The 23,271-nt window shown below is 61.7% G+C and carries 25 protein-coding genes; 18 read left to right on the top strand and 7 right to left on the bottom strand.

Going from position 1 to position 23,271, the window contains the following annotated elements; all coding sequences use genetic code 11:
• The 6 genes from HME9302_RS11210 to HME9302_RS13585 form a co-directional block, all read right to left on the bottom strand.
• Complete coding sequence (locus HME9302_RS11210; RefSeq protein WP_115367085.1) at positions 1 to 570, bottom strand: biopolymer transporter ExbD; 570 nt, start codon at positions 568 to 570, stop codon at positions 1 to 3.
• Positions 536 to 937: an ExbD/TolR family protein gene (locus HME9302_RS11205; RefSeq protein WP_230079978.1), complete on the bottom strand. Its 402-nt coding sequence runs from the start codon at positions 935 to 937 to the stop codon at positions 536 to 538. The genes HME9302_RS11210 and HME9302_RS11205 overlap by 35 nt, the downstream gene beginning before the upstream one ends.
• A gap of 535 nt (positions 938 to 1,472) precedes the next feature.
• A complete protein-coding gene (locus HME9302_RS11200; RefSeq protein WP_115367084.1) occupies positions 1,473 to 1,916 on the bottom strand; it encodes an ExbD/TolR family protein in 444 nt (147 codons plus the stop codon).
• A gap of 79 nt (positions 1,917 to 1,995) precedes the next feature.
• A complete protein-coding gene (locus HME9302_RS11195) occupies positions 1,996 to 2,526 on the bottom strand; it encodes an ExbD/TolR family protein (RefSeq protein ID WP_181815756.1) in 531 nt (176 codons plus the stop codon).
• Between the two features lie 95 nt (positions 2,527 to 2,621).
• Positions 2,622 to 3,452 carry a MotA/TolQ/ExbB proton channel family protein gene (locus tag HME9302_RS11190; RefSeq protein WP_115367083.1) on the bottom strand — a complete coding sequence of 277 codons (831 nt, stop codon included), beginning with the start codon at positions 3,450 to 3,452 and terminating at the stop codon, positions 2,622 to 2,624.
• Positions 3,453 to 3,488: 36 nt separating this feature from the next.
• Positions 3,489 to 3,740 carry an energy transducer TonB gene (locus HME9302_RS13585; RefSeq protein ID WP_326833171.1) on the bottom strand — a complete coding sequence of 84 codons (252 nt, stop codon included), beginning with the start codon at positions 3,738 to 3,740 and terminating at the stop codon, positions 3,489 to 3,491.
• A gap of 5 nt (positions 3,741 to 3,745) precedes the next feature.
• Between HME9302_RS13585 and HME9302_RS13580 the strand changes: the two genes are divergently transcribed.
• From HME9302_RS13580 to HME9302_RS11170, 4 genes are all read left to right on the top strand, one after another.
• Positions 3,746 to 3,907, top strand: coding sequence for a hypothetical protein (locus HME9302_RS13580; protein WP_326833176.1), 162 nt, complete (start codon positions 3,746 to 3,748; stop codon positions 3,905 to 3,907).
• 647 nt (positions 3,908 to 4,554) lie between these two features.
• Complete coding sequence (locus HME9302_RS11180; RefSeq protein WP_115367081.1) at positions 4,555 to 5,448, top strand: hypothetical protein; 894 nt, start codon at positions 4,555 to 4,557, stop codon at positions 5,446 to 5,448.
• A gap of 76 nt (positions 5,449 to 5,524) precedes the next feature.
• The gene (locus HME9302_RS11175; RefSeq protein WP_115367080.1) at positions 5,525 to 5,986 is read left to right on the top strand and encodes an acyl-CoA thioesterase; all 462 of its coding nucleotides are present in this window, start codon (positions 5,525 to 5,527) and stop codon (positions 5,984 to 5,986) included.
• Positions 5,983 to 7,332, top strand: coding sequence for a homoserine dehydrogenase (locus HME9302_RS11170; RefSeq protein ID WP_115367079.1), 1,350 nt, complete (start codon positions 5,983 to 5,985; stop codon positions 7,330 to 7,332). Before HME9302_RS11175 ends, HME9302_RS11170 begins: the two co-directional genes overlap by 4 nt.
• Positions 7,333 to 7,335: 3 nt before the next feature.
• On the opposite strand, the gene HME9302_RS11165 is transcribed toward HME9302_RS11170, so the two are convergent.
• Positions 7,336 to 8,079: a hypothetical protein gene (locus tag HME9302_RS11165; RefSeq protein ID WP_147270814.1), complete on the bottom strand. Its 744-nt coding sequence runs from the start codon at positions 8,077 to 8,079 to the stop codon at positions 7,336 to 7,338.
• Between the two features lie 61 nt (positions 8,080 to 8,140).
• Between HME9302_RS11165 and glpX the strand changes: the two genes are divergently transcribed.
• The 14 genes from glpX (at position 8,141) to HME9302_RS11095 (ending at position 23,190) form a co-directional block, all read left to right on the top strand.
• A complete protein-coding gene (glpX, locus tag HME9302_RS11160; protein WP_115367702.1) occupies positions 8,141 to 9,136 on the top strand; it encodes a class II fructose-bisphosphatase in 996 nt (331 codons plus the stop codon).
• 139 nt (positions 9,137 to 9,275) lie between these two features.
• Positions 9,276 to 10,211, top strand: coding sequence for a ribose-phosphate pyrophosphokinase (locus HME9302_RS11155; RefSeq protein ID WP_115367701.1), 936 nt, complete (start codon positions 9,276 to 9,278; stop codon positions 10,209 to 10,211).
• 1 nt (position 10,212) lies between these two features.
• Entirely contained in the window at positions 10,213 to 10,998 is a 786-nt protein-coding gene (locus HME9302_RS11150) for an inositol monophosphatase family protein (protein ID WP_115367077.1), read from the top strand.
• A 93-nt stretch (positions 10,999 to 11,091) separates the two neighbouring features.
• A complete protein-coding gene (locus HME9302_RS11145) occupies positions 11,092 to 13,122 on the top strand; it encodes a sulfatase-like hydrolase/transferase (RefSeq protein WP_147270813.1) in 2,031 nt (676 codons plus the stop codon).
• A 133-nt stretch (positions 13,123 to 13,255) separates the two neighbouring features.
• Positions 13,256 to 13,459 carry a 50S ribosomal protein L35 gene (rpmI, locus tag HME9302_RS11140; protein ID WP_115367075.1) on the top strand — a complete coding sequence of 68 codons (204 nt, stop codon included), beginning with the start codon at positions 13,256 to 13,258 and terminating at the stop codon, positions 13,457 to 13,459.
• A gap of 52 nt (positions 13,460 to 13,511) precedes the next feature.
• A complete protein-coding gene (gene rplT / locus HME9302_RS11135; protein ID WP_115367074.1) occupies positions 13,512 to 13,871 on the top strand; it encodes a 50S ribosomal protein L20 in 360 nt (119 codons plus the stop codon).
• Between the two features lie 91 nt (positions 13,872 to 13,962).
• The gene (gene pheS, locus HME9302_RS11130) at positions 13,963 to 15,069 is read left to right on the top strand and encodes a phenylalanine--tRNA ligase subunit alpha (protein WP_115367073.1); all 1,107 of its coding nucleotides are present in this window, start codon (positions 13,963 to 13,965) and stop codon (positions 15,067 to 15,069) included.
• On the top strand, positions 15,066 to 17,459 hold the full coding sequence (gene pheT / locus HME9302_RS11125) for a phenylalanine--tRNA ligase subunit beta (protein WP_115367072.1): 2,394 nt from the start codon (positions 15,066 to 15,068) through the stop codon (positions 17,457 to 17,459). Before pheS ends, pheT begins: the two co-directional genes overlap by 4 nt.
• Before the next feature lie 2 nt (positions 17,460 to 17,461).
• Positions 17,462 to 19,060 (top strand): peptide chain release factor 3, encoded by a 1,599-nt coding sequence (locus HME9302_RS11120; RefSeq protein WP_115367071.1) that lies wholly within the window; start codon positions 17,462 to 17,464, stop codon positions 19,058 to 19,060.
• Between the two features lie 37 nt (positions 19,061 to 19,097).
• On the top strand, positions 19,098 to 19,961 hold the full coding sequence (locus tag HME9302_RS11115) for an alpha/beta fold hydrolase (RefSeq protein WP_115367070.1): 864 nt from the start codon (positions 19,098 to 19,100) through the stop codon (positions 19,959 to 19,961).
• Positions 19,961 to 20,533: a pyridoxamine 5'-phosphate oxidase family protein gene (locus HME9302_RS11110; protein ID WP_407641325.1), complete on the top strand. Its 573-nt coding sequence runs from the start codon at positions 19,961 to 19,963 to the stop codon at positions 20,531 to 20,533. The genes HME9302_RS11115 and HME9302_RS11110 overlap by 1 nt, the downstream gene beginning before the upstream one ends.
• Positions 20,530 to 21,282: an endonuclease/exonuclease/phosphatase family protein gene (locus HME9302_RS11105; protein ID WP_115367068.1), complete on the top strand. Its 753-nt coding sequence runs from the start codon at positions 20,530 to 20,532 to the stop codon at positions 21,280 to 21,282. The genes HME9302_RS11110 and HME9302_RS11105 overlap by 4 nt, the downstream gene beginning before the upstream one ends.
• Before the next feature lie 154 nt (positions 21,283 to 21,436).
• Entirely contained in the window at positions 21,437 to 21,775 is a 339-nt protein-coding gene (locus HME9302_RS11100) for a P-II family nitrogen regulator (RefSeq protein ID WP_115367067.1), read from the top strand.
• Positions 21,776 to 21,804: 29 nt separating this feature from the next.
• The gene (locus HME9302_RS11095; protein ID WP_115367066.1) at positions 21,805 to 23,190 is read left to right on the top strand and encodes an ammonium transporter; all 1,386 of its coding nucleotides are present in this window, start codon (positions 21,805 to 21,807) and stop codon (positions 23,188 to 23,190) included.
• Positions 23,191 to 23,271: the final 81 nt, after the last annotated feature.

The following is a 23,271-nucleotide window of genomic DNA, read 5'->3' as shown; positions in this document are numbered from 1 at the left end:
TTACCAGTGAAGGTCCGGCCGGTAATTCGTGCGCGGGTTGCATTCCTTTGGCGTTGCGGCTGTCGTCTTGCCGTCCAGGGCTTCGTATCGCTGGTTCGCTGTGGTGCCGCCAAAACAGAATTGCCAGCTGGCAAGTCCAGCCGTTTTGATGACTGCCAGAACCGGCAACCATTGGGATGTTGCCGTATTGTCCGCCGGTGCAAAGATAATTCCCGCTTCGGTAGGTAGGCTAGCAATCGTTTCCAATCGCTTTGGAAGCGCATTCAAGGGTGCTACATTACCATCAACATAAATCGTCCCCGTTGGCATAATTGTGATTGTATACACGGGCATGTCCGAATGAGGAGCCTCGCCGTCATAGCCCGGGAACGGGAGATCGATGAGTAGTGCATGGGTTTGCACCGGCCATGCTGCGAAGAACAGAATGCCGACAATCATCAGGACTCCGGCTATCGGCGCAAAGTTGGGGCGCCAGATCGGTTCGCCATGATCGAACGGCTCGATGTAGTTTGCGAACAGATCCCGCCGGCAGGGGTCAATCGGCACGCGCGAACTGGCGGTAGCGGTCATTGCCCACGAAACCGAATTTGGTTACGCCGGATTGCCGGATCAGGTTTAGCGTACTCGCGGCGGTACTGTAGCTGGCCTGTGCGTCAGGTTCGTACTGGAGTTCCGGCTCAATGGCAGCGTTGCGAGTGGCATGCAGCACGCGCAGGAGCTGCGTTTCGCTGATAGCCTCGCCGTTCCATAACAGCTCGTCTTGCTGAGTGATAACGAGTTTGTTCTTGATATCGTCGAATGCGACATCGTCGCATCTGGCGCCGCATTGGGGCAAGTCGACGGCGGTTTCGTGGGTTGCCACCGGTATCGTGACGATGAACATGATGAGCAGGACCAGCATCACGTCGATGAGCGGCGTGGTATTCAGTTCGCTCATGGGGTCGCTGCCGGAATGCGAAGTTGCGAAGGCCATCATCTTCTCCCGTTATGCATGATACAACATATCTAAATATTGTAGTTTGGCAAGGGAACGAGCGAAATCTTTACTTTCGCTTCGGATGCTGTGGGGAGTGTCGGAAGATTGACCGTAAGAGCTGTGTAGTTGAGCGCTCTGATTAAAAGGGAATATCGATCGAGAATTTTTATATGGGTTAGTGCTTGGTAACCCGCCTGTACCAAGAGCAGCGTGGTTTTTCCTGAGCGAGGTAAGCTGGCAAAACTTGGCATAGAGAAACGCGCCGAACCTGTTGCCCGGCAACAGGTCGACGCCATGCCTATCGTGCCGACCATGCCCATTGTACGGACTGTACCAGCCCAACCTGATCGACCGCATCCACCGCTCTTAGCTAAATGCGCCTTCGACTTGGTGACGCTTGACCATCCTGTTGGCACAGGAAGCTAGCCTGTTAGGCAGATACAAAAAGGGGGCGGATCGCTCCGCCCCCTTTTTGTGGGTATCCGGTCCTGCCGGGTTATTCCGCGGCGATCGATCCGAAGGTGCGGTACTTTTCATTACCGACGAAGCCGAACTTCGAGACGCCCGACGCCTTGATCAGCTCCAGCACTCGCGCCGAGATATCGTAGCTGGCGAGTGCTTCTGGCTCGAACTGCAGTTCCGGCTCGACTTCGAACTTCAGTGATTCCTGAAGATTGAAAACTAGCTGCCCTTCGTTGATCGCTTCGCCGTTCCAGAGAATCTCGTCATTCTGGGTGAGAATAAGCTTGTTCTTTACCGGATCGATGATCTGTTGGTCATCGTCCGGGCTTGGTTGCGGAAGATCGATATTCACCGCGTGGGTAGCCACCGGAATGGTGATGATGAACATGATGAGGAGCACAAGCAGGACGTCGATCAGCGGCGTCATGTTCATGTCCAGCATCGGCGAACCGTCGTCGCTGCCGCCTGCCATTGCCATCGTCAAATACTCCTAAAGTCTTCGTGTAAACTATCGGACAAAGCGAATTGCACCGTCCGCCTGCCAATCCTGAACCGCCTTAGCCGTTCGGATCGACTGGATTGGAAATGAACCCGACCGTCGGATATCCAGCGGCCTGAACGTTGTAGATCGCACCTGCGACGCAGCGCCACGGCGCATTTACGTCACCGCGAATATGAACCTGCGGAATCTGGTCGGGATCTTCCAGTATGGCTTCCGGACCGCCTGCGCGTTCTACGATCGTGTCCAGCCGCTCGAAGGAACGGTCGTACAGTTCGGTCGACGTCACCGGGGTCGTGTTGTTGAAATAGACCCGGCATTCACCTTGCCGTGCGGCACCTGTGAACCCAGGTTCCCCTGCGCTGCGACCGGCTTCGTCCGTGGTCGAGACAGTCAGCAACAGGTTTTCAACCTTGTCCTTGGATTCGACCGATTCGAACACCGGAATTTCTAGCTTTTCGATGGTCTGGATCGCAACTGGAACCGCGATGAGGAAGATGATCAGGAGCACAAGCATCACGTCCACCAGCGGCGTGGTGTTGATGTCCGACATTGGCGTCTCGCCGCCACCTGCCAAGGATACTGCCATGAATTACATCCTATCCGTTGTGACCGGACCAGCCGTTACCGACCCGGTTGGAATAATGGGAGCGACCACCCGATGCGGTCGCCCCCGCAAGCACTTTAACGCTTCGGCGGAACCGTAGTCGTTGTCGTTGTGGTCGAAGCCGGACGGGCCGGAGCGGTCGCTGGCTTTGTAGCGGCGGGCTTGGCAGCCGCCTGGCCGGCCGTCTTGGTCGACGTGGCGGTCATAACCTGCGGCTTCACATTGCCGCCGGAGTTAATGTTGGCCAGAAGCGCAGTCGAGAAACCGGTCAGCATCGAAGCAATCTTGCGATTGCGGCTCTGCAGCCAGTTATACGCGAGCACTGCAGGCACAGCGACCAGCAGACCGATGGCGGTCATGATCAACGCTTCGCCGACCGGACCCGCAACCTTGTCGATCGAAGCCGACCCGGCGAGGCCGATGTTGATCAGCGCGCGGTAGATACCGATCACCGTACCCAGCAGGCCGATGAACGGTGCCGTCGCGCCAACCGATGCGAGGAACGAAAGACCGCTTGCCAGCTTGGCATTGATGGCTGCTTCCGAGCGGGCCATCGTGCCGTGGATGTAGTCATGCGCTTCCATCTTGTCGGTCATCTTGGTGTAATCATCCTGCGCCGCGATGCTGTCGTCGACGAGCTGACGCCATGCGCTGTTCTTTTCCAGCTTGGTAGCGCCATCCTTCAGCGAGTTGGTCTTCCAGAAAGAGGAGCGTACGTCCTTGTACTGGTTGAGCACTTTTTGCTGTTCGAACAGCTTGGTGAACAGGATGTAGAACGAACCTACGGACATGATAACCAGAACACCAAAGATGGCCCAGGCGATCGGACCGCCCTGTTCCATGGCTTCCCAGAAACCGAACTGGTTCTTCGGGGCTTCCGCGGCAGCGGCAAGAAGGTCGATTGTCATTGCGAGTATCCTCTCAGATAAAAATTAGTTGTTGGCTTAATCAGGTAGAACGTAACGAATGGACTGCGAAATGGTCGCTGCGATTGGGTTGCCTGCAGCATTCAACGCCGGCTTGTACCGTGCATAACGTTCCATCCCGCGGCAGGCGGCCCTGTCGAGTTCGCTCGATCCCGAACTGCCAGTCACATTGCATCCCGACACGCGGCCGTTTGTGCCTACCGTAATCGACATACTGACCACGCCCTGTTCTTCGGCGCGCAACGCACGCGAAGGATAATCGGCCTGGATCCGCGATGCCCAACGGCTTTGGCCTTCAGGCTGAACACCGCGCGCCTGTGACGGCGGTGGTGGTGGCGGTGGTGGTGGCGGAGGCGGCGCAGGTGGCGGAATTACGCGCGCAGGCGGTGCTGGCGGCGGAATTATCCGCGCCGGCGGTGCAGGTGGCGGAATTCTGATTTGCGTCTGCACGTCAGGTGGCCTTGGCGCGATATTCATCGGCGGCGGCGGTGCAACGGGAGGCGGGGGAGCCACATCCGGAGTTTCTGGTTCCGGTGGAGGCGGTTCATCCTCCGGTTCCGGAGGAGGCGGTTCCTCGATATCTACCGTCGTCACCCGCTCCACGATCTTCTCAACCGCGGAAAAGGCAAGGCCGGTAACCAGTACGTAGCCGACACCGATATGGATCAGCGCGACGATAATCAGGGCAATTACCCTGTTACCGCTCATTTCTTGGTCAGCGTAGGCCATTCAGTCCCATCACTCCATCGTAACCTGCCGGGGACGTCCCGGCTTCGGACCCGGCCTGGCACCAGACAAGGATGCCACAACCGGAAATTTCGTCGTATCCCGCCGCGCTACCGATGCGAACAAAAGACCGAAGGGCCGTTTCGATGCTGCCGTGCGAGGCGGAATCTCTCGGGGATATTGTGTTTTGTTACCCCAAGAGCCTCATTCCTTAGCGGCGATGAAAGGCACGATGCAAACGCTTTATCGGTTAATAGACGATTCATCGCAAATCTCTTGAAACAACGGAAACCTTGAGGCTTCGGCGCGTTATGTCCTGTCGCGCTTCGGCGAACCACCATGGATCGGAACCTGTATCATGCGCCGTATCGCTTTTGTCGCCCTGGCCTTGTCGGCTGGCTGCGCTCCGCTTGTGCCAAGTATGGCGCAAGCCCCGGTTACTGCCGATTCGCAGCCTGATTCGAGCAGCGTGCAGGGTGGGCAAACCACGCTGTCCGATGGTGTATCCTGGGCTGATCTTGCTGATCTGGCGGACGCCGCACCTATGGTCGTGCGCGCCGAAATCAGAAATCAGGCGGAATTAAAGCCCGAGCGCGCCCCCGGCCTCGCCGCGGGCTATACCCGGCTTTATATCGAAGCACGGACCGGGGCACTGATCGCCGGCAATGCGGCGGTTGGCGAATCGCTGGCCTATCTGGTCGATGTGCCCCTGAACGCAAAAGGCCGCGCGCCCAAGTTGAAGAAGCAACAGGTCATTCTGTTCGCGCGCGACGTGCCGGGACAACCCGGCGTAATTCAGCTGGTGAAACCCGACGCGCAGCTCGACTGGAGCCCCGCGCTGGAGGCCCGGCTGCGCCCCATATTGTCGGCCTTTGCCGATCCCGCTGCGCGCCCGGCCGTAACGGCGATACGCGATGCGCTGTCGGTCGAAGGCAATCTGTCCGGCGAATCGGAAACGCAGATCTTCCTCGCGACGGCATCGGGCGATCCGGCTTCGATAACCGTGGTGCGTCGGCCTGGCGCGCCGCCCAGGTGGGGTGTGTCGTGGTCTGATATCGTGGACCAGGCCGCTGCCGCACCGCGCCGCGATACGCTGGCCTGGTACCGCCTCGCATGCTTCCTGCCGCGCACGCTGCCTGCCAGCGCCAGCCTGTCGAACGATGCTGCCGCCCGTCAGCGGGCAGCAGCCGATTACGCCTTCGTACTGGACGAGCTGGGCCCGTGCGATCGGCGTATGAACTTCGCCCCCTGACCCAACCGGCGCTTGGGTGTGCCCAAGCCTTTCACGGTTCACAAATGCCGAGGCACAGGCCACAGCGCGGCACATCATGTCCGACGCCCCGAACAACCATACCGCCAGCCCGTTCACCACCGAGTTTGCAGTCCGCTATGCCGAACTGGACCCGCAGAATGTAGTCTTCAATTCGCGTTATCTGGAATATTCCGATGTCGTGATCAGCGAATACTGGCGCGCGTTGGGGCTTTCGGGGCCGGATGCGCCCGACCTTCAATTCCATATTCGCCATGCCGGAGTGGACTTTCTTGCGCCGCTGCGTGGCGGCGACGTGGTGCGCGGAACGGCGCAAATCGCGAGGCTGGGCAATAGCAGCCTGACGATTCGGGTGACCTTGCGCGAAGCCCGCGACGATGCCGCTGCCGCACCGCGTGCCACAATCGATCTCACCATGGTCCATGTCGATCTGGCCAGCGGACGTCCCACCCCGGTTCCGGACCATGCGCGCAAGGCATTTGGAAATGAACTGGCCCGACAACAGGATATCTCCGCATGACCGATGCCGGCCAATTGCATGACAAACCCTTGCGAGTCGCGATCGCAGGATTGGGCACGGTCGGCACCGGCGTGATCCGGCTATTGCGGGAAAATGCCGCCTTGATCGAGGCGCGGGCGGGCGTGCCGATCGCCATCACCGCTGTCAGCGCGCGCGACCGCAGCCGCGATCGCGGGGTCGATATCTCGCATATCGCGTGGGAAGACGACATGACCGCGATGGCCGCGCGCGACGATGTCGATGTGGTGGTGGAACTGGTCGGCGGATCGGATGGACCGGCGCTGGTGCTGGCCCGCCAGGCGCTTGGCCGCGGCAAGTCCTTTGTCACCGCGAACAAGGCGATGGTGGCGATGCACGGCATGGAACTGGCCGAAGCAGCCGAGGCCGGAAACGCCGCTCTTAAATTCGAAGCGGCGGTGGCAGGTGGCATTCCGGTGGTGAAGGGCCTGCGCGAAGGGGCCGCAGCCAACCGCATCGAACGCATTTACGGCATCCTCAACGGCACCTGCAATTACATCCTCTCCGCCATGGAAAGCACTGGCGCGGATTTTGCCGAAACGCTGCAGGAGGCCCAGGCGCTGGGGTATGCCGAGGCTGACCCGGCGTTCGACATCGATGGGGTGGACGCTGCGCACAAGCTCGCCATCCTGGCAGCGATCGGGTTCGGCAGCCGCATCGATTTCAGCGCCGTCGCCTGCACCGGGATCGCCGCTGTACGCGCCGCCGATATCGCGCAGGCCGACGTGCTGGGTTATGTGATTCGGCTGATCGGAATGGCCGATATGCTTGACGGGGAGCCGGGGGCGGTTGGGGAAGCCAAACTGCTCCAGCGGGTGCGCCCGTGCCTGGTGCACAAGCGGCATCCGCTGGCCCACGTTACGGGACCGACCAATGCTGTGGTGGCAGAAGGAAATTTCTCCGGGCGGTTGCTGTTCCAGGGTGCAGGCGCGGGCGATGGTCCTACTGCAAGTGCGGTAGTGGCCGACCTCATCGACCTTGCGCGGGGCGATACCTACTCGCCCTTTTCCGTGCCCACGCGGGCGATGGAAGCGGTGCCGGCTGCAGATCCCGGTGGGCGTATGGGACGAACTTATCTGCGCTTCACTGTGACAGACCGCCCCGGCGTGTTGGCGGAGATCGCCGCTGCCATGCGCGATGCAGGCGTTTCCATCGAAAGCCTCAACCAGCCTGCCCTGTCGGAAAATGCCGGCGGCGAAGCATTGGTAGCGCTCGTCACCCATGAAGGCGAAGAGCGTAGCGTCACGCGCGCGCTGGAATTGCTGGAAGGTTCGGACAGCCTGACCGGCCCCCCGCTGGTCATGCCGATTCTGAAAGATCGGGGATAGACTTCAAACAGGCTCGTCGAACAGCGATTCCCTGCTCCCAAGATCGCTGCCCGCGCCAGTAATGGGGCGGGATTCGCCAGTCCGACCGTCGGATTGCGCTTCGTCCAATTCGCCTCCCGACGACAGGTTCGGCGGCGGCAAGCCCAGCGCCTCCTTGCGCTCCTGCTTTTCAAATTCCGACAATTCTTCTCGCACGGCGTTTCCGTTGTCCAGCGGCGCGAGGCCGCGCGCGACGCGGTCTGCGTCGGACCCGGGCGGGCTTTCCTCGATGGCTTCCAGATCGATCAACAAGGCAGGCGGGGGCGGGCACGGATTAAGGCCGAAGCCGCATAATCCGCTGACCGTAGCAGGCCCGCGAAAGATACCTGCGCCGGCTACGTCCGGTGGCGGGATATCCCCCGCATTGGCGGTTTCCCGAGCAATCCGGTCTTCTGCAGCTTCCTTGCTGCCGCTCCAGTAATAGGCCGAATCGTCCCCGCTCTCGCCGCAGACCACGATTTCGCCCGGGTCGCCATCATTGCCGTCGGCAGGTGGTTCAAGATCCTTGCACCCCTTGGGCAGCCGGTCGTCCGGATGCGGCATCGGCACGAGGATATCGATACGTAACGGCGGCGATCGATCTGGTGGAGTTCGCTCACCGGGGGATGGGGCGATTGGCGGCGGCTCGTCCTGCGCCATCGCAACGGCGGGAGCCAGACCGACCAATGCCGATACAACTGCCGCCCATATCGGTGTTCTGGTCGACAAGCCCCGTCCCCTTGGTTAAGCGCCGACACACGCCAATGGGACTGAATAACTTATGAATGATATGACCAAGAATAGCGCCAAACCGGCCGCATCCTCGGTGCTTGACCGGGTTCTGGTGTTGGAGATGGTGCGCGTCACGGAAGCCGCCGCCATCGCTGCGTCCGAACTGATCGGCCGGGGCGACGAAAAGGCCGCCGACGCTGCTGCCGTGGAAGCCATGCGCAAGGCGTTCGACGAGTTGTACATGGACGGAACCGTAGTCATCGGTGAGGGCGAGCGGGACGAGGCGCCCATGCTGTATATCGGCGAGAAAGTCGGCGGCGCACCGGGCAAAGGCCCGCGTATCGATATCGCGCTGGACCCGCTGGAAGGCACCACGATCACTGCCAAGGCGGGGCCAAATGCGCTTGCCGTACTGGCCGCTGCAGAAAAGGGCGGGCTGCTCAATGCGCCCGATACCTACATGGACAAGATCGCCGTTGGTCCGGGCTATCCCGAAGGCGTCATCAGCCTGGCCAAGACGCCGACGCAAAATGTCGAGGCGGTGGCTGCCGCCAAGGGTGTGCAACCCAAGGATATCATCGTCTGCGTGCTCGACCGCCCGCGTCATGCGGACATCATTGCCGAACTGCGCGGTATCGGTTGCGGCGTGGTGCTGATCGGTGATGGCGATGTGGCGGGCGTGATCGCCACCACCGATGAAGATACCACGATCGACATGTATATGGGGCAGGGCGGTGCGCCTGAAGGCGTTTTGGCCGCGGCGGCCCTGCGCTGCGTCGGTGGGCAATTCAACGGGCGGCTGGTGTTCCGCAACGAAGAAGAAAAGGAGCGCGCCCGCAAATGGGGCATCGCGGATGCGGATTTCGACCGGATCTACAAGCTGGAGGAGCTGGCCAGCGGGGACTGCATTTTTGCCGCGACCGGTGTGACATCGGGCTCGTTGCTGGATGGCGTGAAGCGCAAGCGCGGCGGGGTGATGACGACCGAGAGCGTCGTGATGCGCGCCAGCAGCGGCACTGTGCGCTGGGTACGCGGGGAACACCGGGTCGGTTAATTCAAGGACTTGGTCCTGCGATCCTGAATACCTCCACAATCTAAACCGGCCGGTGGTTGCAATCGCTCGGCGGGTTTGCAATCCGCTGCGATATGGCGCCCCCGGCCCCGAATCTGGCGCTCAAGAACGGAACCTGCTGATGAAATTGATGTCCGGCAACGCCAACCTGCCGCTTGCCCGTGCCATTGCAGGCTATCTCGAAATTCCGTTGACCGACGCCAGCGTGCGGCGGTTTGCGGATGAGGAAATCTTCGTGGAAATCCACGAGAACGTTCGCGGCGAAGACGTGTTCATCATGCAGTCGACCAGCTTCCCGGCGAATGACAATCTAATGGAACTGCTGATCGGGATCGACGCGCTGCGCCGCGCCTCGGCCAAGCGGATTACCGCCGTGGTGCCGTATTTCGGATATGCCCGGCAGGACCGCAAACCGGGCCCTCGCACACCGATTTCGGCGAAGCTGGTGGCGAACCTGATAACGCAGGCTGGTGCCGACCGCGTGTTGTCTGTCGACCTGCACGCTGGCCAGATACAGGGCTTCTTCGATATCCCGACAGACAATCTGTACGCAGCGCCCGTCATGGCGGCTGATATCCAGGCGCGATATGGCGATCAGGATCTGATGGTCGTTTCCCCCGATGTGGGCGGTGTGGTGCGCGCGCGCGCGCTTGCCAAGCGGTTGGACAATGCCCCGCTGGCTATTGTCGACAAACGCCGTGAACGTGCCGGCGAAAGCGAAGTGATGAATATCATCGGCGACGTGAAGGACCGCGCCTGCATCATGATCGACGACATCGTCGATTCGGGTGGCACGCTCTGCAACGCAGCTCAGGCATTGCTCGACAAGGGCGCGAAAAGCGTGGCAGCCTATATTACGCACGGTGTGCTGTCGGGTGGGGCCGTGGCGCGGATCGACGCCAGCGCGCTGAAGGAACTGGTCATCACCGACACCATTCGCGCGACCGATGCCGCCACCGATTCGCAGCGCATCCGATACCTCACCATCGCCCCGCTGATCGGCGAGGCGGTACGCCGCATCGCCGACGAAAGCAGCGTTTCCAGCCTGTTCGACTGATATGGCATATGCTGCCGAACTCGCATTGGCGAACCGGCTGGCAGAGGCGGCTGGGGCAGCCATCCGGCCCAAATTCCGCGGGGCGTTCGAACATGAGCGCAAGCACGATGCTTCTCCCGTAACCGAGGTAGACCGGGCGGCGGAAGCTGCCATGCGCGCTATTCTGGAATCCGAACGTCCCGATGACGGCATCATCGGCGAGGAATACGGGCGCAGCAATGAAGCCGCCGGGCGGCAATGGGTGCTCGATCCGATCGACGGCACCATTTCGTTCATGGCCGGACGCCCGATCTTCGGCACCCTGATTGCGTTGTTGCAGGACGGCTGGCCGGTCCTGGGCATTATCGACCAGCCAATTGCGGGCGAGCGCTGGGCCGGGGTGATTGGCGAAGGCACGACGCTGAACCAGGACCCTGTTCGCGCGCGTTCCTGTCCATCGCTCGATCAGGCGGTTCTCGCCACCAGCAGCCCGCATTATTTCACCTCGCAGCAGGCCGACCCGTATATGAAGCTGGCGGCCAAGGTCGGCGGCAACGAGCGGCAGGGCACCATCGTCTATGGCGGGGACTGCTATAATTATGGCCTGCTCGCGGGCGGCCATCTGGATGTGGTGTGCGAGGCCGGACTGGAAATCTACGATTACGCGGCTCTTGTTCCGATCGTGGAAGGCGCGGGCGGCACTGTGAGCGATTGGCAGGGCAATCCGCTGGACGCGGATAGCGACGGGACCATTCTCGCACTGGGCGATCCGGCGCGGTTGGAGGATGTGCTGGAGGCCATGGGGTAGGCGCTCCACGTCCAATCTCGTCACATCCGCAATTTAGCAGGATTGCAAGGTTTTCAGGTTATCGCGCGTTCCCGAACAGGGAGATACGCCGCCGTGGCCACCCACGCCGCTTCAACACACGATACGAGTTCGCGCGCCGTAGAAGGGCGCGCGAGCGAGCTTTCGCGTTCGGGTGCCGGAAGCAGCGTGTTGGCGCGCTGGCTTGGCATAGGCCCGGTAGCAGTCGTACTCGCGGCAATGTTCGTGGAACTGGTTCTGGCGGACCGGAAATACGGGCTGTTCACCGGCGGCTTCGGCCAGTCGCGCGCGGTGGACAGCCCGGCCGAGCTGGCCCTGTTTGCTATCGGCTATACCGCATCGATGCTGTTTCTTGCGATTGCAGGCTGGGCGTTTGCCCGGCGGGTCACACGCGGTCGGCTGGGTTGGGCAGCGGTGTTTGTCTTCGCGCTCACTAATGGCATCGTGTTCGCATTGGCATTGGCCGCGCAATACCAGCTACACAGCTACTTCAGCGACGCGGTTGGTTTTGCATTGCTGAAACAGCTGGGCGGTGGAAGCCTGGTCGATGCGCTGCTTTATGGCCTCAGCGAAATCGGCATCGCCTTGCTTGCTCTGGCCGGTTTAGCCGGAGTGGTCTGGTGCGTCTGGAAACTAGCGAAGCGATTCCTGCCTGCCGACCTGCCGGTTCCGCGCGCGCCTTCCGGCATGCTGTTGCTGTTTTCAATAGCTGCTCTGGTGCTGACAGGCTGGTTCATTCCGCGCAGCGGCAGCGATGCTGCCTTCGGCCTCAATCGAACGCTCGGCTGGCAGATTCTTACAGGATCGCTCGATCTTGCGAGCGATGTGGATGGCGATGGCTACGGCTTGTTTGCCATCCAGCATGACACTGCCCCCTTCGACGGCGCGCGTCACCCGCTGGCGCTGGATATTCCCGGCAATGGCGTGGACGAAGACGGCTTTGGCGGAGACTTGCAGCTCGTCGCGCTGCCTGCCGCATTGCCGGCGCTCGCGATCCCGGACGGCGCGCCGCACGTGGTGGTCGTGGTGATGGAATCGACCCGGTTCGATGTGCTGGGCAAGCGGGTCGGCGGAAAGCCCGTCGCACCCAATCTGGAACGGCTGGTAGTTGCCGGAGACGCGGTAGCCCCCGCTTACAGCCATGTCGGTTTCACGACGGAGAGCTTGAAATCTATCTTTTCGGGCCAGCTCGCTCCGCGCGAAGGCGACCCGTCGCTGTTCCGAGACCTTGATGCGGCGGATTACCGGATCGGCGTCTTTTCCGGGCAGGCGGAAGACTTCGGCGGTATTGCGGAAACCGTGGGAATGCGTGAAACCGCAGACACTTTCGTCGATGCAAAAGTGCTGCGTGAAAAGCGCGCTTTCGACTTCGCCGCAGAGGGCTCGTTGCTGGTGGACGAGGCGCATTTGCTGGATGCTTTCGACAGTAGCCTTGGCAAAAACGATTGGGACAAGCCGCATTTCGCCTATTTCAATTTCCAGAGCGCGCATTTCCCCTATCATCATGATGGCGTGGACATGCGGGTTGCCGAGACACCCGTCGCCCGCGCTGATATCCGCGCCAGCAATGCGCAAGCTGTCCGCACGACCTACTGGAATGCCGTCGCCAATGCGGATTACTGGCTCGGCGAAGTCATCGCCCGGCTCAAATCGAAGGGTGTGTGGGACGACACGGTCCTGATCGTGACCGGCGATCATGGGGAGGATCTGTTCGAAAACGGATTCCTCGGCCACGGGCATATCGTCAACCAGCGGCAATTCGGCACGTTTCTCGCCACGAACCGACCGGACAGCCTGCCCGGTGGCCCGTTGGCGCTATCCGATTACCGGGCGATCGTCGCTGCTATGCTGACGGGCTCCCGGCCGGATACCCCGGACGCGCCGCCATTCCTGCATATCGGCCCCTTGGGTGCTCCCACCGCGATCGGGCTGGCAGGGCCTGGGCGCGAACTGACGAGCTTGCGGCTCGATACGGGTGAGGCGTGTCTGCTCGAAAAAGGCCGCTGCATCCCGCATAAACAGTTGCGGGGTAAGGACGCGCAGCGGGTTGCTGCGCTTGTGGCGCGGTGGGGTTCCGAACGTTGGCGCGACCATCTTCGCGACTGACGCGGCTTTTGCTTGCTTTTCGGGTGCACGCGCCCTAATTGCCCGCGCTTCACTGACACGTGATTCCAAGAAGTCGGCCTGGCCGTTAGGGCTGCCAGGGCTGACTGGACGTGTTCCGTAACAGGAGACAAAAATGCCCAAGCTGAAGACCAAGAGCGGTGTGAAGAAACGCTTCAAACTGACCGCAACCGGCAAGGTGAAGCATGGGGTGGCCGGCAAGCGCCACCGCCTGACGCATCACCGTGCGAAATATATCCGCCAGAACCGCGGCACCGACGTGTTGGCGAAAGCCGACTGGGCTGCCGTGAAAAAGTGGGCTCCATACGGGCTCAGCTGAACTGGTAACCGGCCGCTTACGCAGCGGCCGACTTTCAAAAGGATAATTTCACATGCCACGCATCAAACGCGGCGTTACCACGCGCCAGAAACATAAACGGCTTCTCGAACAGGCCAAGGGCTATCGCGGTCGCCGCAAGAACACCATTCGCGTTGCGCGTCAGGCCGTCGAAAAGGCCGGCCAGTACGCCTATCGCGATCGCAAGATCAAGAAACGCAATTTCCGCGCCTTGTGGATCCAGCGCATCAACGCTGCGGTTCGCGCGGAAGGGCTTACCTATTCGCAGTTCATGCACGGCGTGAAGCTTGCCGGGATCGAACTCGACCGCAAGATCATGGCCGACCTCGCCATGAACGAAGAAGCGGCGTTTGCCGGTATCATCGCGCAGGCCAAGAAGGCCTTGCCCGCGTAAACCGCACGCCATAGCGACAACCGGAAAAGCGCCATTCCCGCCAGCCGGGGGTGGCGCTTTTTCTTTGTCCCCCTTAACGACCGCAGGCATCATGGCAGACGAACTTCAGACCCGCACGGACACCACCTTGGCCGACATTGCCGCCGCACCCGACGGCGAGGCGCTGGAGGCGTTGCGCGTTGCCGCTTTGGGCAAGAAGGGCTGGGTCAGCGCGCTTCTGAAAACACTTGGCGGGATGACCCCCGAACAGCGGCAGAGCGAAGGTCCGAAAATCCAGGCCGTGCGCGCTGCGGTCGCCGATGCCATCGCGGCGCGCAAGGCAGCGATCGATGCGGCAGAGCTGGATGCGCGGTTGGCGAACGAAACACTCGACCTGACACTGCCTGCACCCGAAACCCCGCGCGGCAGCGTCCATCCGGTAAGCCAGGTGATGGACGAGCTGGCGGAGATCTTCGCCGACTTGGGCTTTGCGGTTAAAACCGGCCCGGAAATCGAGGATGATTGGCACAATTTCACCGCGCTCAATATGGCCGAAAGCCATCCGGCGCGCGCGATGCACGATACGTTCTATTTCCCTGACACGGATGCAGAGGGGCGCAAGATGCTGCTCCGCACGCATACGTCGCCGGTGCAGATCCGGTCGATGATGGCGGAAGGCGCGCCGATCCGCATCATCGCGCCAGGCCGCGTCTATCGAAGCGACAGCGATGCCACCCATACGCCCATGTTCCACCAGATCGAAGGGCTGGTGATCGACCGCGACATTCACCTCGGCCACCTGAAATGGACCCTTGAGACGTTCCTGAAAGCGTTTTTCGAAACCGACGATATCGTGCTGCGGCTGCGGCCGTCCTACTTCCCTTTCACCGAACCCTCGGTCGAGGTTGATGTGGGCTTCGCTGTGAATGATGCTGGCAAACGCACTCTAGGCGGAAGCGGCGATGCGCCGGGGCACGGATGGATGGAGCTGCTCGGCAGCGGCATGGTCAACCGGCGCGTGATCGAATTCGCCGGGCTGGACGCGGACAAATATCAGGGCTTTGCCTTCGGCGTCGGCGTGGACCGGCTGGCCATGCTGAAATACGGCATGGACGATCTGCGCGCCTTCTTCGATGGTGATAATCGCTGGCTGGCGCATTACGGCTTCAACCCGCTGGCCCAGCCGACGCTTTCCGCCGGTGTAGGAGAGCGGGCATGAAGTTCTCACTCACATGGTTGAAGGACCACCTCGAAACCGACGCCAGCGCGCAGGACATTTCCGACGCGCTCAATCGTATCGGGCTGGAAGTGGAAGGGCTGGACGATCCGGCGGAGCGCCTGGACGGCTTCTGCGTCGCCGAAGTGCTGACAGCGCAAAAGCATCCCGATGCCGACAAGCTGCAAGTGCTCACCGTCGATACCGGAGAGGGCGATCCGCTGCAGGTCGTCTGCGGCGCGCCCAATGCGCGGGCCGGTATGAAGGGCGTGCTGGGCCTGCCCGGCGCGGTGGTTCCCGCCAATGGCATGGAGCTGAGGAAGAGCGCCATTCGCGGCGTGGAATCGAATGGCATGATGTGTTCCGTGCGCGAGCTGGAGCTGGGCGACGAGCATGACGGCATCATCGAATTGCCGGCCGATGCGCCTGTGGGCGAAAGTTTTGCACGATATCAGGGCACATCGCCGGTGTTCGACGTCGCGATTACGCCGAACCGGCCGGATTGCATGGGTGTGTACGGTATCGCGCGCGATCTGGCGGCGGCGGGGATTGGCAAGCTCAAGCGGATCGCCATGCCGGATTTTGCGGAAAGTGGAGAAAGCGCGCCCACCATCCGTACGGACGATCCGGAGGGCTGCCCCGCGTTTTACGGACGCACGATTACCGGCGTGCACAACGGCGCTTCACCGGACTGGTTGAAGCAGCGCTTGCTTTCGGCAGGCCAGAAACCGATCTCGCTGATCGTCGACCTCACCAATTACCTTATGCTGGCCTATGGGCGCCCAGCGCATGCCTACGATCTGGCGAAGCTAGATGGTGCGGTTGTCGCTCGGCGCGCAAAGCAGGGCGAACAGTTCACCGCGCTTAACGAGAAGACCTACACCCTCGACGACAGCATGACCGTTATTGCCGATGATCAGGGTGTTCACGATATCGCCGGGATCATGGGCGGTCTGGGTAGCGGTTGCGGGCCGGACACGACCGACGTGCTGCTGGAAATCGCCTATTTCGATCCTGAACGCATCGGCACGACCGGCCGGAAACTGGGCCTCGCCAGCGATGCGCGCACCCGGTTCGAACGCGGCGTCGATCCTGCGTTTCTCGATGATGGGATGGACCTTCTTACCGGACTGATCGTGGAGCTGGCTGGCGGAACCGCATCAGCAATCGCCCGCGCTGGATCGCCGCCCACCGCACCGATGGTCGTCGCGTTCGATCCCGCTCTCACCCAGCAATTGGGCGGGGTCACGATTGCCGAGGATGACCAGCGCCGCATCCTGACCGCGCTTGATTTCGCCGTGTCGGACGATTGGCAGGTGACCGTACCTTTGCGCCGCCACGACATCGAAGGGCCAGCCGATCTGGTGGAGGAAGTGGTCCGCATCCACGGTCTCGACAATATTGCCAGCGTGGCTTTGCCTCGCGCCGAAGGCGTTGCGCGCCCGACTGCCAGCCGCGAACAGCAGCAGGAGCGCCGGCTGCGCCGTGCCGCTGCGGCTCGCGGGTTGAACGAGGCCGTCACCTGGTCATTCCTGCCTCTATCGCAGGCGGAGCATTTCGCCGCCGACGGGCAGCACTTGTGGGTGCTGGAAAATCCGATCAGCGAAGATATGAAGGCAATGCAGCCATCGCTCATCCCCGGCCTGCTTTCCGCTGCGAAGCGCAACGCGGATCGCGGCACGGACAGCAGCCGTCTGTTCGAAATCGGGCGGCGCTATTTTCGCGCCAAGGATGGGTCGAGCAACGAAAAACCGACGCTTGGCATCGTACTGGCGGGCCATCGCAAGGCGCGCGGCTGGCAAAATGGCAAGGCGCAGGGCTTCGATGCCTATGATGCCAAGGCAGAAGCAATGGCTTTGCTGGGTGAGGCAGGCGCGCCGGTCCAGAACCTGATGGTGATGGGCGAAGCGGGCGCGCAATTCCATCCCGGCCAGTCGGGAACCTTGCGCCTTGGCCCAAAAAACGTGCTCGCTCGGTTTGGCGCGTTGCACCCCGCGACTTTGGCGGCGTTCGATATGGACGGGCCAGTCATGGCGGTGGAACTGTTCCTCGATGCAATACCGGTGCCCAAGGGCAAGTCCGGCTTCGCTCGCAGCGCCTATGCACCGCCCGCGTTGCAGCCCGTTACTCGCGATTTCGCGTTCCTGTTCGATGCGGACAAGCCAGCCGCCGACTTGCTGCGTGCAGTCAAAAGCGCTGACAAGCAGGCCATAACCGATGCGCGCATTTTTGACGTGTTCGCTGGGCAAGGCGTGGCTGACGGGAAGGTGTCCATCGCGGTGGAAGTCACACTGCAACCGGGCGAAAAAAGCTTCACCGATGACGAGTTGAAAGCGGTGTCGGACAAGATCGTCGCCGCTGCCGCGAAACAGGATGCGGAGCTGCGCGGCTGACCATGTCTGGCTCCACTGACAATTCGGTGAACAGCCGCCGTACCTTTGCGATCATTTCGCATCCCGATGCCGGTAAAACGACGCTGACGGAAAAGCTGTTGCTGCAGGGCGGCGCGATCCATCTGGCGGGCGAGGTCAAGGCGCGCGGGGCCGCGCGGCGTGCGCGGTCGGACTGGATGAAGATCGAGCAGCAGCGCGGCATCTCGGTAACGTCATCCGTCATGACGTTCGAGCGCACCGATCCGGATGGCAACACCATCACCTTCAACCTGCTCGACACGCCGGGGCACGAGGATTTCTCCGAAGACACCTACCGCACGCTGACGGCTGTCGATTCTGCAATCATGGTGCTGGACGCCGCCGCCGGGATCGAGCCGCAGACGCTGAAACTGTTCGAGGTGTGCCGGCTGCGGTCGGTCCCCATCATCACGCTCATCAACAAGATCGACCGCGAGGGGCGCGACGCGTTCGAGTTGCTGGACGAGATTGCGGAGAAACTGGCGCTGGATGTCAGCCCGATGAACTGGCCCGTCGGCATGGGCGGATTGTTCGAAGGGGTGTTCGATTTCGAGGAGAACAAGCTGCGGCTGCCCGAAGGCGACGGCAAGGAATATCGCGGCAAGGTGGTTTCCGTCGAGGGGGCGAATGACCCCAAACTGGCGGAATTCCTTTCGCCCGAAGGCGTGGCACGAGTGGCCGAGGAAGGGCTGCTGGCCCGCGAAGGCTATGCGCCGTTCGATTACGAGGCGTATCGCAATGGCGATCTGACCCCAGTGTATTTCGGCAGCGCCCTCAAGCAATTTGGCGTGACCGAGGTGATCGATGCCATCGCCAAATATGCACCCCCGCCGCGCCCGCAGCCTTCGGACGATGGTGAAATCAGCCCGGAGCGCGATGAAGTGACCGGCTTCATCTTCAAGGTGCAGGCCAATATGGACCCGAACCACCGCGACCGGATCGCCTTCATGCGGCAGGTTTCGGGCACCTTCAAACGCGGCATGAAGCTGACGCCGTCAGGCCTTGGCAAACCTATCGCGGTGCATTCGCCGATCATGTTTTTCGCGCAGGACCGGGAAATTGCCGACACAGCCCAGCCGGGCGACATCATCGGCATTCCGAACCACGGCACGCTGAGGGTTGGCGATACTCTGAGCGAGAACAACGACGTCCGCTTCACCGGTCTTCCCAACTTCGCGCCCGAAATACTGCGCCGTGTCATCCTGAAGGATCCGACCAAAACCAAGCAGCTGCGCAAGGCGTTGGACGACCTGTCCGAAGAGGGCGTGATCCAGGTGTTTTACCCCGAACTGGGCGCACAGTGGATCGTCGGTGTGGTGGGCCAGTTGCAGCTGGAAGTGCTGGTTTCGCGGCTGTCTGCGGAATACAAGGTGGAAGCCGTGCTGGAACAATCGCCGTTCTCCACCGCCCGGTGGGTGTTGGGTCCGGAAGCCCCGCTGGCCGAGTTCGAACGCTTCAACAGCGCGAACCTTGCGCGCGACCGTGACGGTGACATCGTCTTCATGGCGAAAAGCCCTTGGGACGTGAATTATCAGGCGGAAAAGCATACCGACCTGACCTTCAGCGCGACCAAGGAACGCTGATGTTGCAGGCCGCGCTGCATTGCAGCATGAAGGCCGCATGACCGGACCGACCTCCCAGACGTTTTTCTCCCAGCGCCTTCGCCTGCATTATGTCGATTGGGGCAATGCGGACAAACCGCCGCTGCTGCTGATCCATGGCGGCAAGGACCATTGCCGCAGCTGGGACTGGACAGCGGAGGCCTTGAGCAAGGACTGGCACGTCATTGCCATGGACCATCGCGGGCACGGCGATAGCGAGTGGGTGACCGACGGCATCTACGAGGCGCAGGACATGGTCTATGACGTGGCGCAGCTCGTCCATCAGCTGGGACTGGCGCCGGTTACCATCATCGCGCATTCGCTGGGCGGCAATGTCGCGCTGCGCTTTGCCGGAATATTTCCCGAACAGGTCCGCCGCATCGTGGCGATTGAAGGGCTGGGACCGTCGCCGAAGACTTTGGAGGAGCGGCAGGCGAAGCCCTATCCCGACCGCGCGCGCGAATGGATCGAGAAGAAGCGCAAGGCGGCAGGTCGGTTGACCAAACGTTATGTCTCATTGGCGGAGGCGCAGGCCCGGATGCAGGAGGCCAACAGCTATCTGACGGACGCTCAGGCTACCCATCTGACCCTGCACGGCGTCAACAGGAACGAGGACGGCACTTTCAGCTGGAAATTCGACCCGCATCTCAACGTCTGGCCATTCGAGGATACGCCCCGCGACACCATGCATGCGATCTGGGGAAACATAATCGCGCCAGCCCTGTTGTTGTACGGTGCCGATAGCTGGGCCAGCAATCCGGAAGGCGACGGGCGGATGGAACATTTCAACACCGCGAAGGTCATCGAATTCGACCGCGCCGGGCACTGGCTGCACCATGACCGGTTCGACGATTTCATCGACACCGTCACGGATTTCATCTGATGGAATTTTCGGACGCAATCGACGCCAAACACCGGGCCATGATCGAGGCGCAGCCGGTGTTCTTCGTGGCGACTGCGGCAGCGAGCGGGCGCATCAACTTGAGTCCCAAAGGTTATGATGCCTTTCGCATCCTCGGTCCGAACAGAGTGGCTTATCTGGACCTTGGCGGATCGGGCAATGAGACCCACGCCCATGCCCTCGCCAATGGGCGCATCACGGTCATGTTCTGCAACTGGCAGCAACCGGCGCTGATCCTGCGATTGTATGGCGCGGTTACGCCGGTCCTGCCGCAGGATGGCGGGTGGGACGCACTGGCTGCCCACTTCACGCTGATGCCGGGGACGCGGCAGATCTTCGATATCGAGGTGGACAGCGTACAGACCAGTTGCGGATGGGGCGTGCCGGTGATGGAGCTGGATCATGAACGCAAGACCCTGCTCAAGGCTCATGCCAATAGCGAGCCGGAGCAGTGGGCGTCCAAGATGAGCAGCCGCACATCCAGCATCGATGGACTGCCGACCCGCGCGACCGACCGATATATCGAGGGCGAATTCCCACCCGGGCTCGAATGAGCGGGGCCGTACACAGACCGCACGGATCGCACAAACCGCATGGCCCCACCGGCCGGATCCGGGTTGCAACCTACAACATCCACAAGTCCATCGGCACGGACGGGGTGTGCGATCCCATGCGGATCATTTCGGTACTGCGCGAGATGGATGCCGATATCGTCGCCTTGCAGGAAGCTGACCGCCGCTTCGGTAGTCGAGCGAGTACTCTTCCGCTTGTCGCTCTCGACGATACGCCATGGCGGCCACTCGACCTAGGGCGCAGGCCACGCAGTATCGGCTGGCACGGTAACGCCTTGCTGGTGCGGCGGGGGCTTGAAGCGAGGGCCGTGCACGCGCTCGACGTACCCACGCTGGAGCCGCGCGGTGCCGTTTCCGCCGATATTGTAACGCACGGCGGCGCGCTGCGCGTGGCGGGTATGCATTGTGACTTGTCGGGCTTCCGCCGCCGCGCGCAGTTCCGCGCTGTGCTCGACCATACCGAAGCGCAGCGGCCTAATTTGCCAACGGTCCTGATGGGTGACTTCAACCAGTGGGGCGTGGCGAGCGGAGCGATGCGCGCGTTCGGCAATGGATGGCAGGTGCTGACCCCTGGGCCCACCTTTCCCGGCCGCCGCCCCGTGGCGCAGCTCGACCGGATCGTCATTACCCGAAACCTGCATTGTGTCGCTTCAGGAGTCCATCACAGCGGGTTGGCAAGCATCGCATCGGACCACCTACCGGTCTGGGCGGATATCGAACTGCCTAACTAATAAGCTCTTGCCTAATCATTAGGCACATCTGCCAGGCTTTTTGTTGGGCCTGCGAACAAAAGCCTCCAGTTTGCGCCGATAGATGCATCTGGCACGCCCATTGCTAGGCAGTGGCTGCCGGCATCGGGATCGGCCAATCCAGCAGGGGGGATCGATGAAATTCATCATCGCCATTATCAAGCCATTCAAGCTCGACGAAGTGCGCGAGGCGCTGGCCGCCATCGGCGTTGCCGGCATGACCGTCACTGAAGTGAAGGGGTTCGGCCGCCAGAAAGGCCAGACCGAGATTTATCGCGGTGCGGAATACACCACCAACATGCTGCCCAAAGTGAAGCTGGAAATTGCCGTGGCCGAAGGGTTGGCTGCGCAGGCGGTGGAAACCATCCAGCAAACCGCCGGCACCCAGAGCATCGGGGATGGCAAGATCTTCGTGCTCGATATCGCGTCCGCAATGCGCATCCGCACCGGCGAAACGGGCGACACCGCGTTGTAAGCGCCCGTCATCGAACAGAGGGACCAAACATGCTCCAAACGACATTTCGCACAGGACTACGCAGCAGCCGCAATATCGGGGCCTTCGCTGCCACCGCATTCGCCGCGTCATCTGCGTTCGCACAGGACGTCGCCGAGGCCGCCTCTCCCATCGCCGCCCCTCCGGTGGAAGCCGCGGCCGAGGTCGCTGCGGTCGCCAATCCGGGCAACAACGCGTTCATGATGATGGCCACCATCCTCGTATTGTTGATGATCCTGCCGGGCCTCGCGCTTTTCTATGGCGGGCTGACCCGGTCCAAGAATATGCTCAGCACGTTGACACAGGTTGGCGGGGCGGCATCGCTAGCGATGCTGATTTGGGTGATGTGGGGCTATTCCACCGCATTCGGGCCGGAAGGCAATGCGTTCTTCAGTTGGGGGAACCTGTTTCTGAGCGGGGTTACACCGGACAGCACGGCGGCCACATTCAGCGATGAAGTCATCAGCGAATATGTGTTCGTCAGTTTCCAGATGACCTTCGCTGCGATTACCGCCGCGCTCGTGGTGGGCGCCACGGTGGAACGGATCAAGTTCTCTGCCGTGATGCTGTTCACCGCAATCTGGCTGACGATCGTTTATTTCCCCATTGCCCATATGGTCTGGGCCGAAGGCGGGCTGTTGTTTGACATGGGCGCGCTGGACTTTGCCGGCGGCACGGTGGTCCACATCAATGCCGGTGTATCGGCGCTGGTCCTGGCGATGTTCCTAGGCAAGCGAAAGGGCTATCCCACTGAACCCATGCCGCCGCACAGCCTGGTCATGACGATGATCGGTACGGGTCTGTTGTGGGTGGGCTGGTTCGGCTTCAACGCCGGGTCCGAACTGGAAGCGGACGGCACCGCCGGGCTCGCCATGATCAACACCTTCGTCGCCACGGCGGCGGGTGCGCTGACATGGATGCTGATGGAACGGTTCGCCGGTCATAAGGGCAGCGCGCTGGGCTTCTGCTCGGGCGTCATCGCCGGCTTGGTCGCGGTGACACCGGCTGCCGGCAACAGCGGACCGTTTGGCGCGATCGTGCTGGGTATCCTTGCCTCGGTCGTCGCCTATTTCGCGGTCGCGAAGCTCAAGGCGAAGCTTGGCTATGATGACGCGCTCGATGTGTTCGGCATCCACGGAGTGGCCGGTATCGTCGGAGCGATCGGCACCGGCATCGTCTACCAGCCGGGGCTTGGCGGACCGGGTGACGGTTCGGTCGCAATGGGCGAGCAGGTGGTGATCCAGATCATCGCCGTCGCCGTTGCCATCGCCTGGGCTGCCATCGGCACCGCCATCGTCGCGGTAATCGTGAAGGCTCTGACCGGCCTGCGCGTCAGCGAAGATGTCGAACGCGAAGGCCTCGACATCGGCGAACATGGCGAGCGGGCGTATAATTGATTTCAAGAATTGGCGGGACGGGAGCGATCCTCTCCCCGTTTCCGACCCGCCAAACCATGTTCCTCCTGCGAACAACACCTC

It is taken from the genome of Alteripontixanthobacter maritimus (assembly GCF_003340475.1).
GTDB lineage: Bacteria > Pseudomonadota > Alphaproteobacteria > Sphingomonadales > Sphingomonadaceae > Alteripontixanthobacter > Alteripontixanthobacter maritimus.
This window is presented reverse-complemented; position numbering and strand designations above follow the sequence as displayed.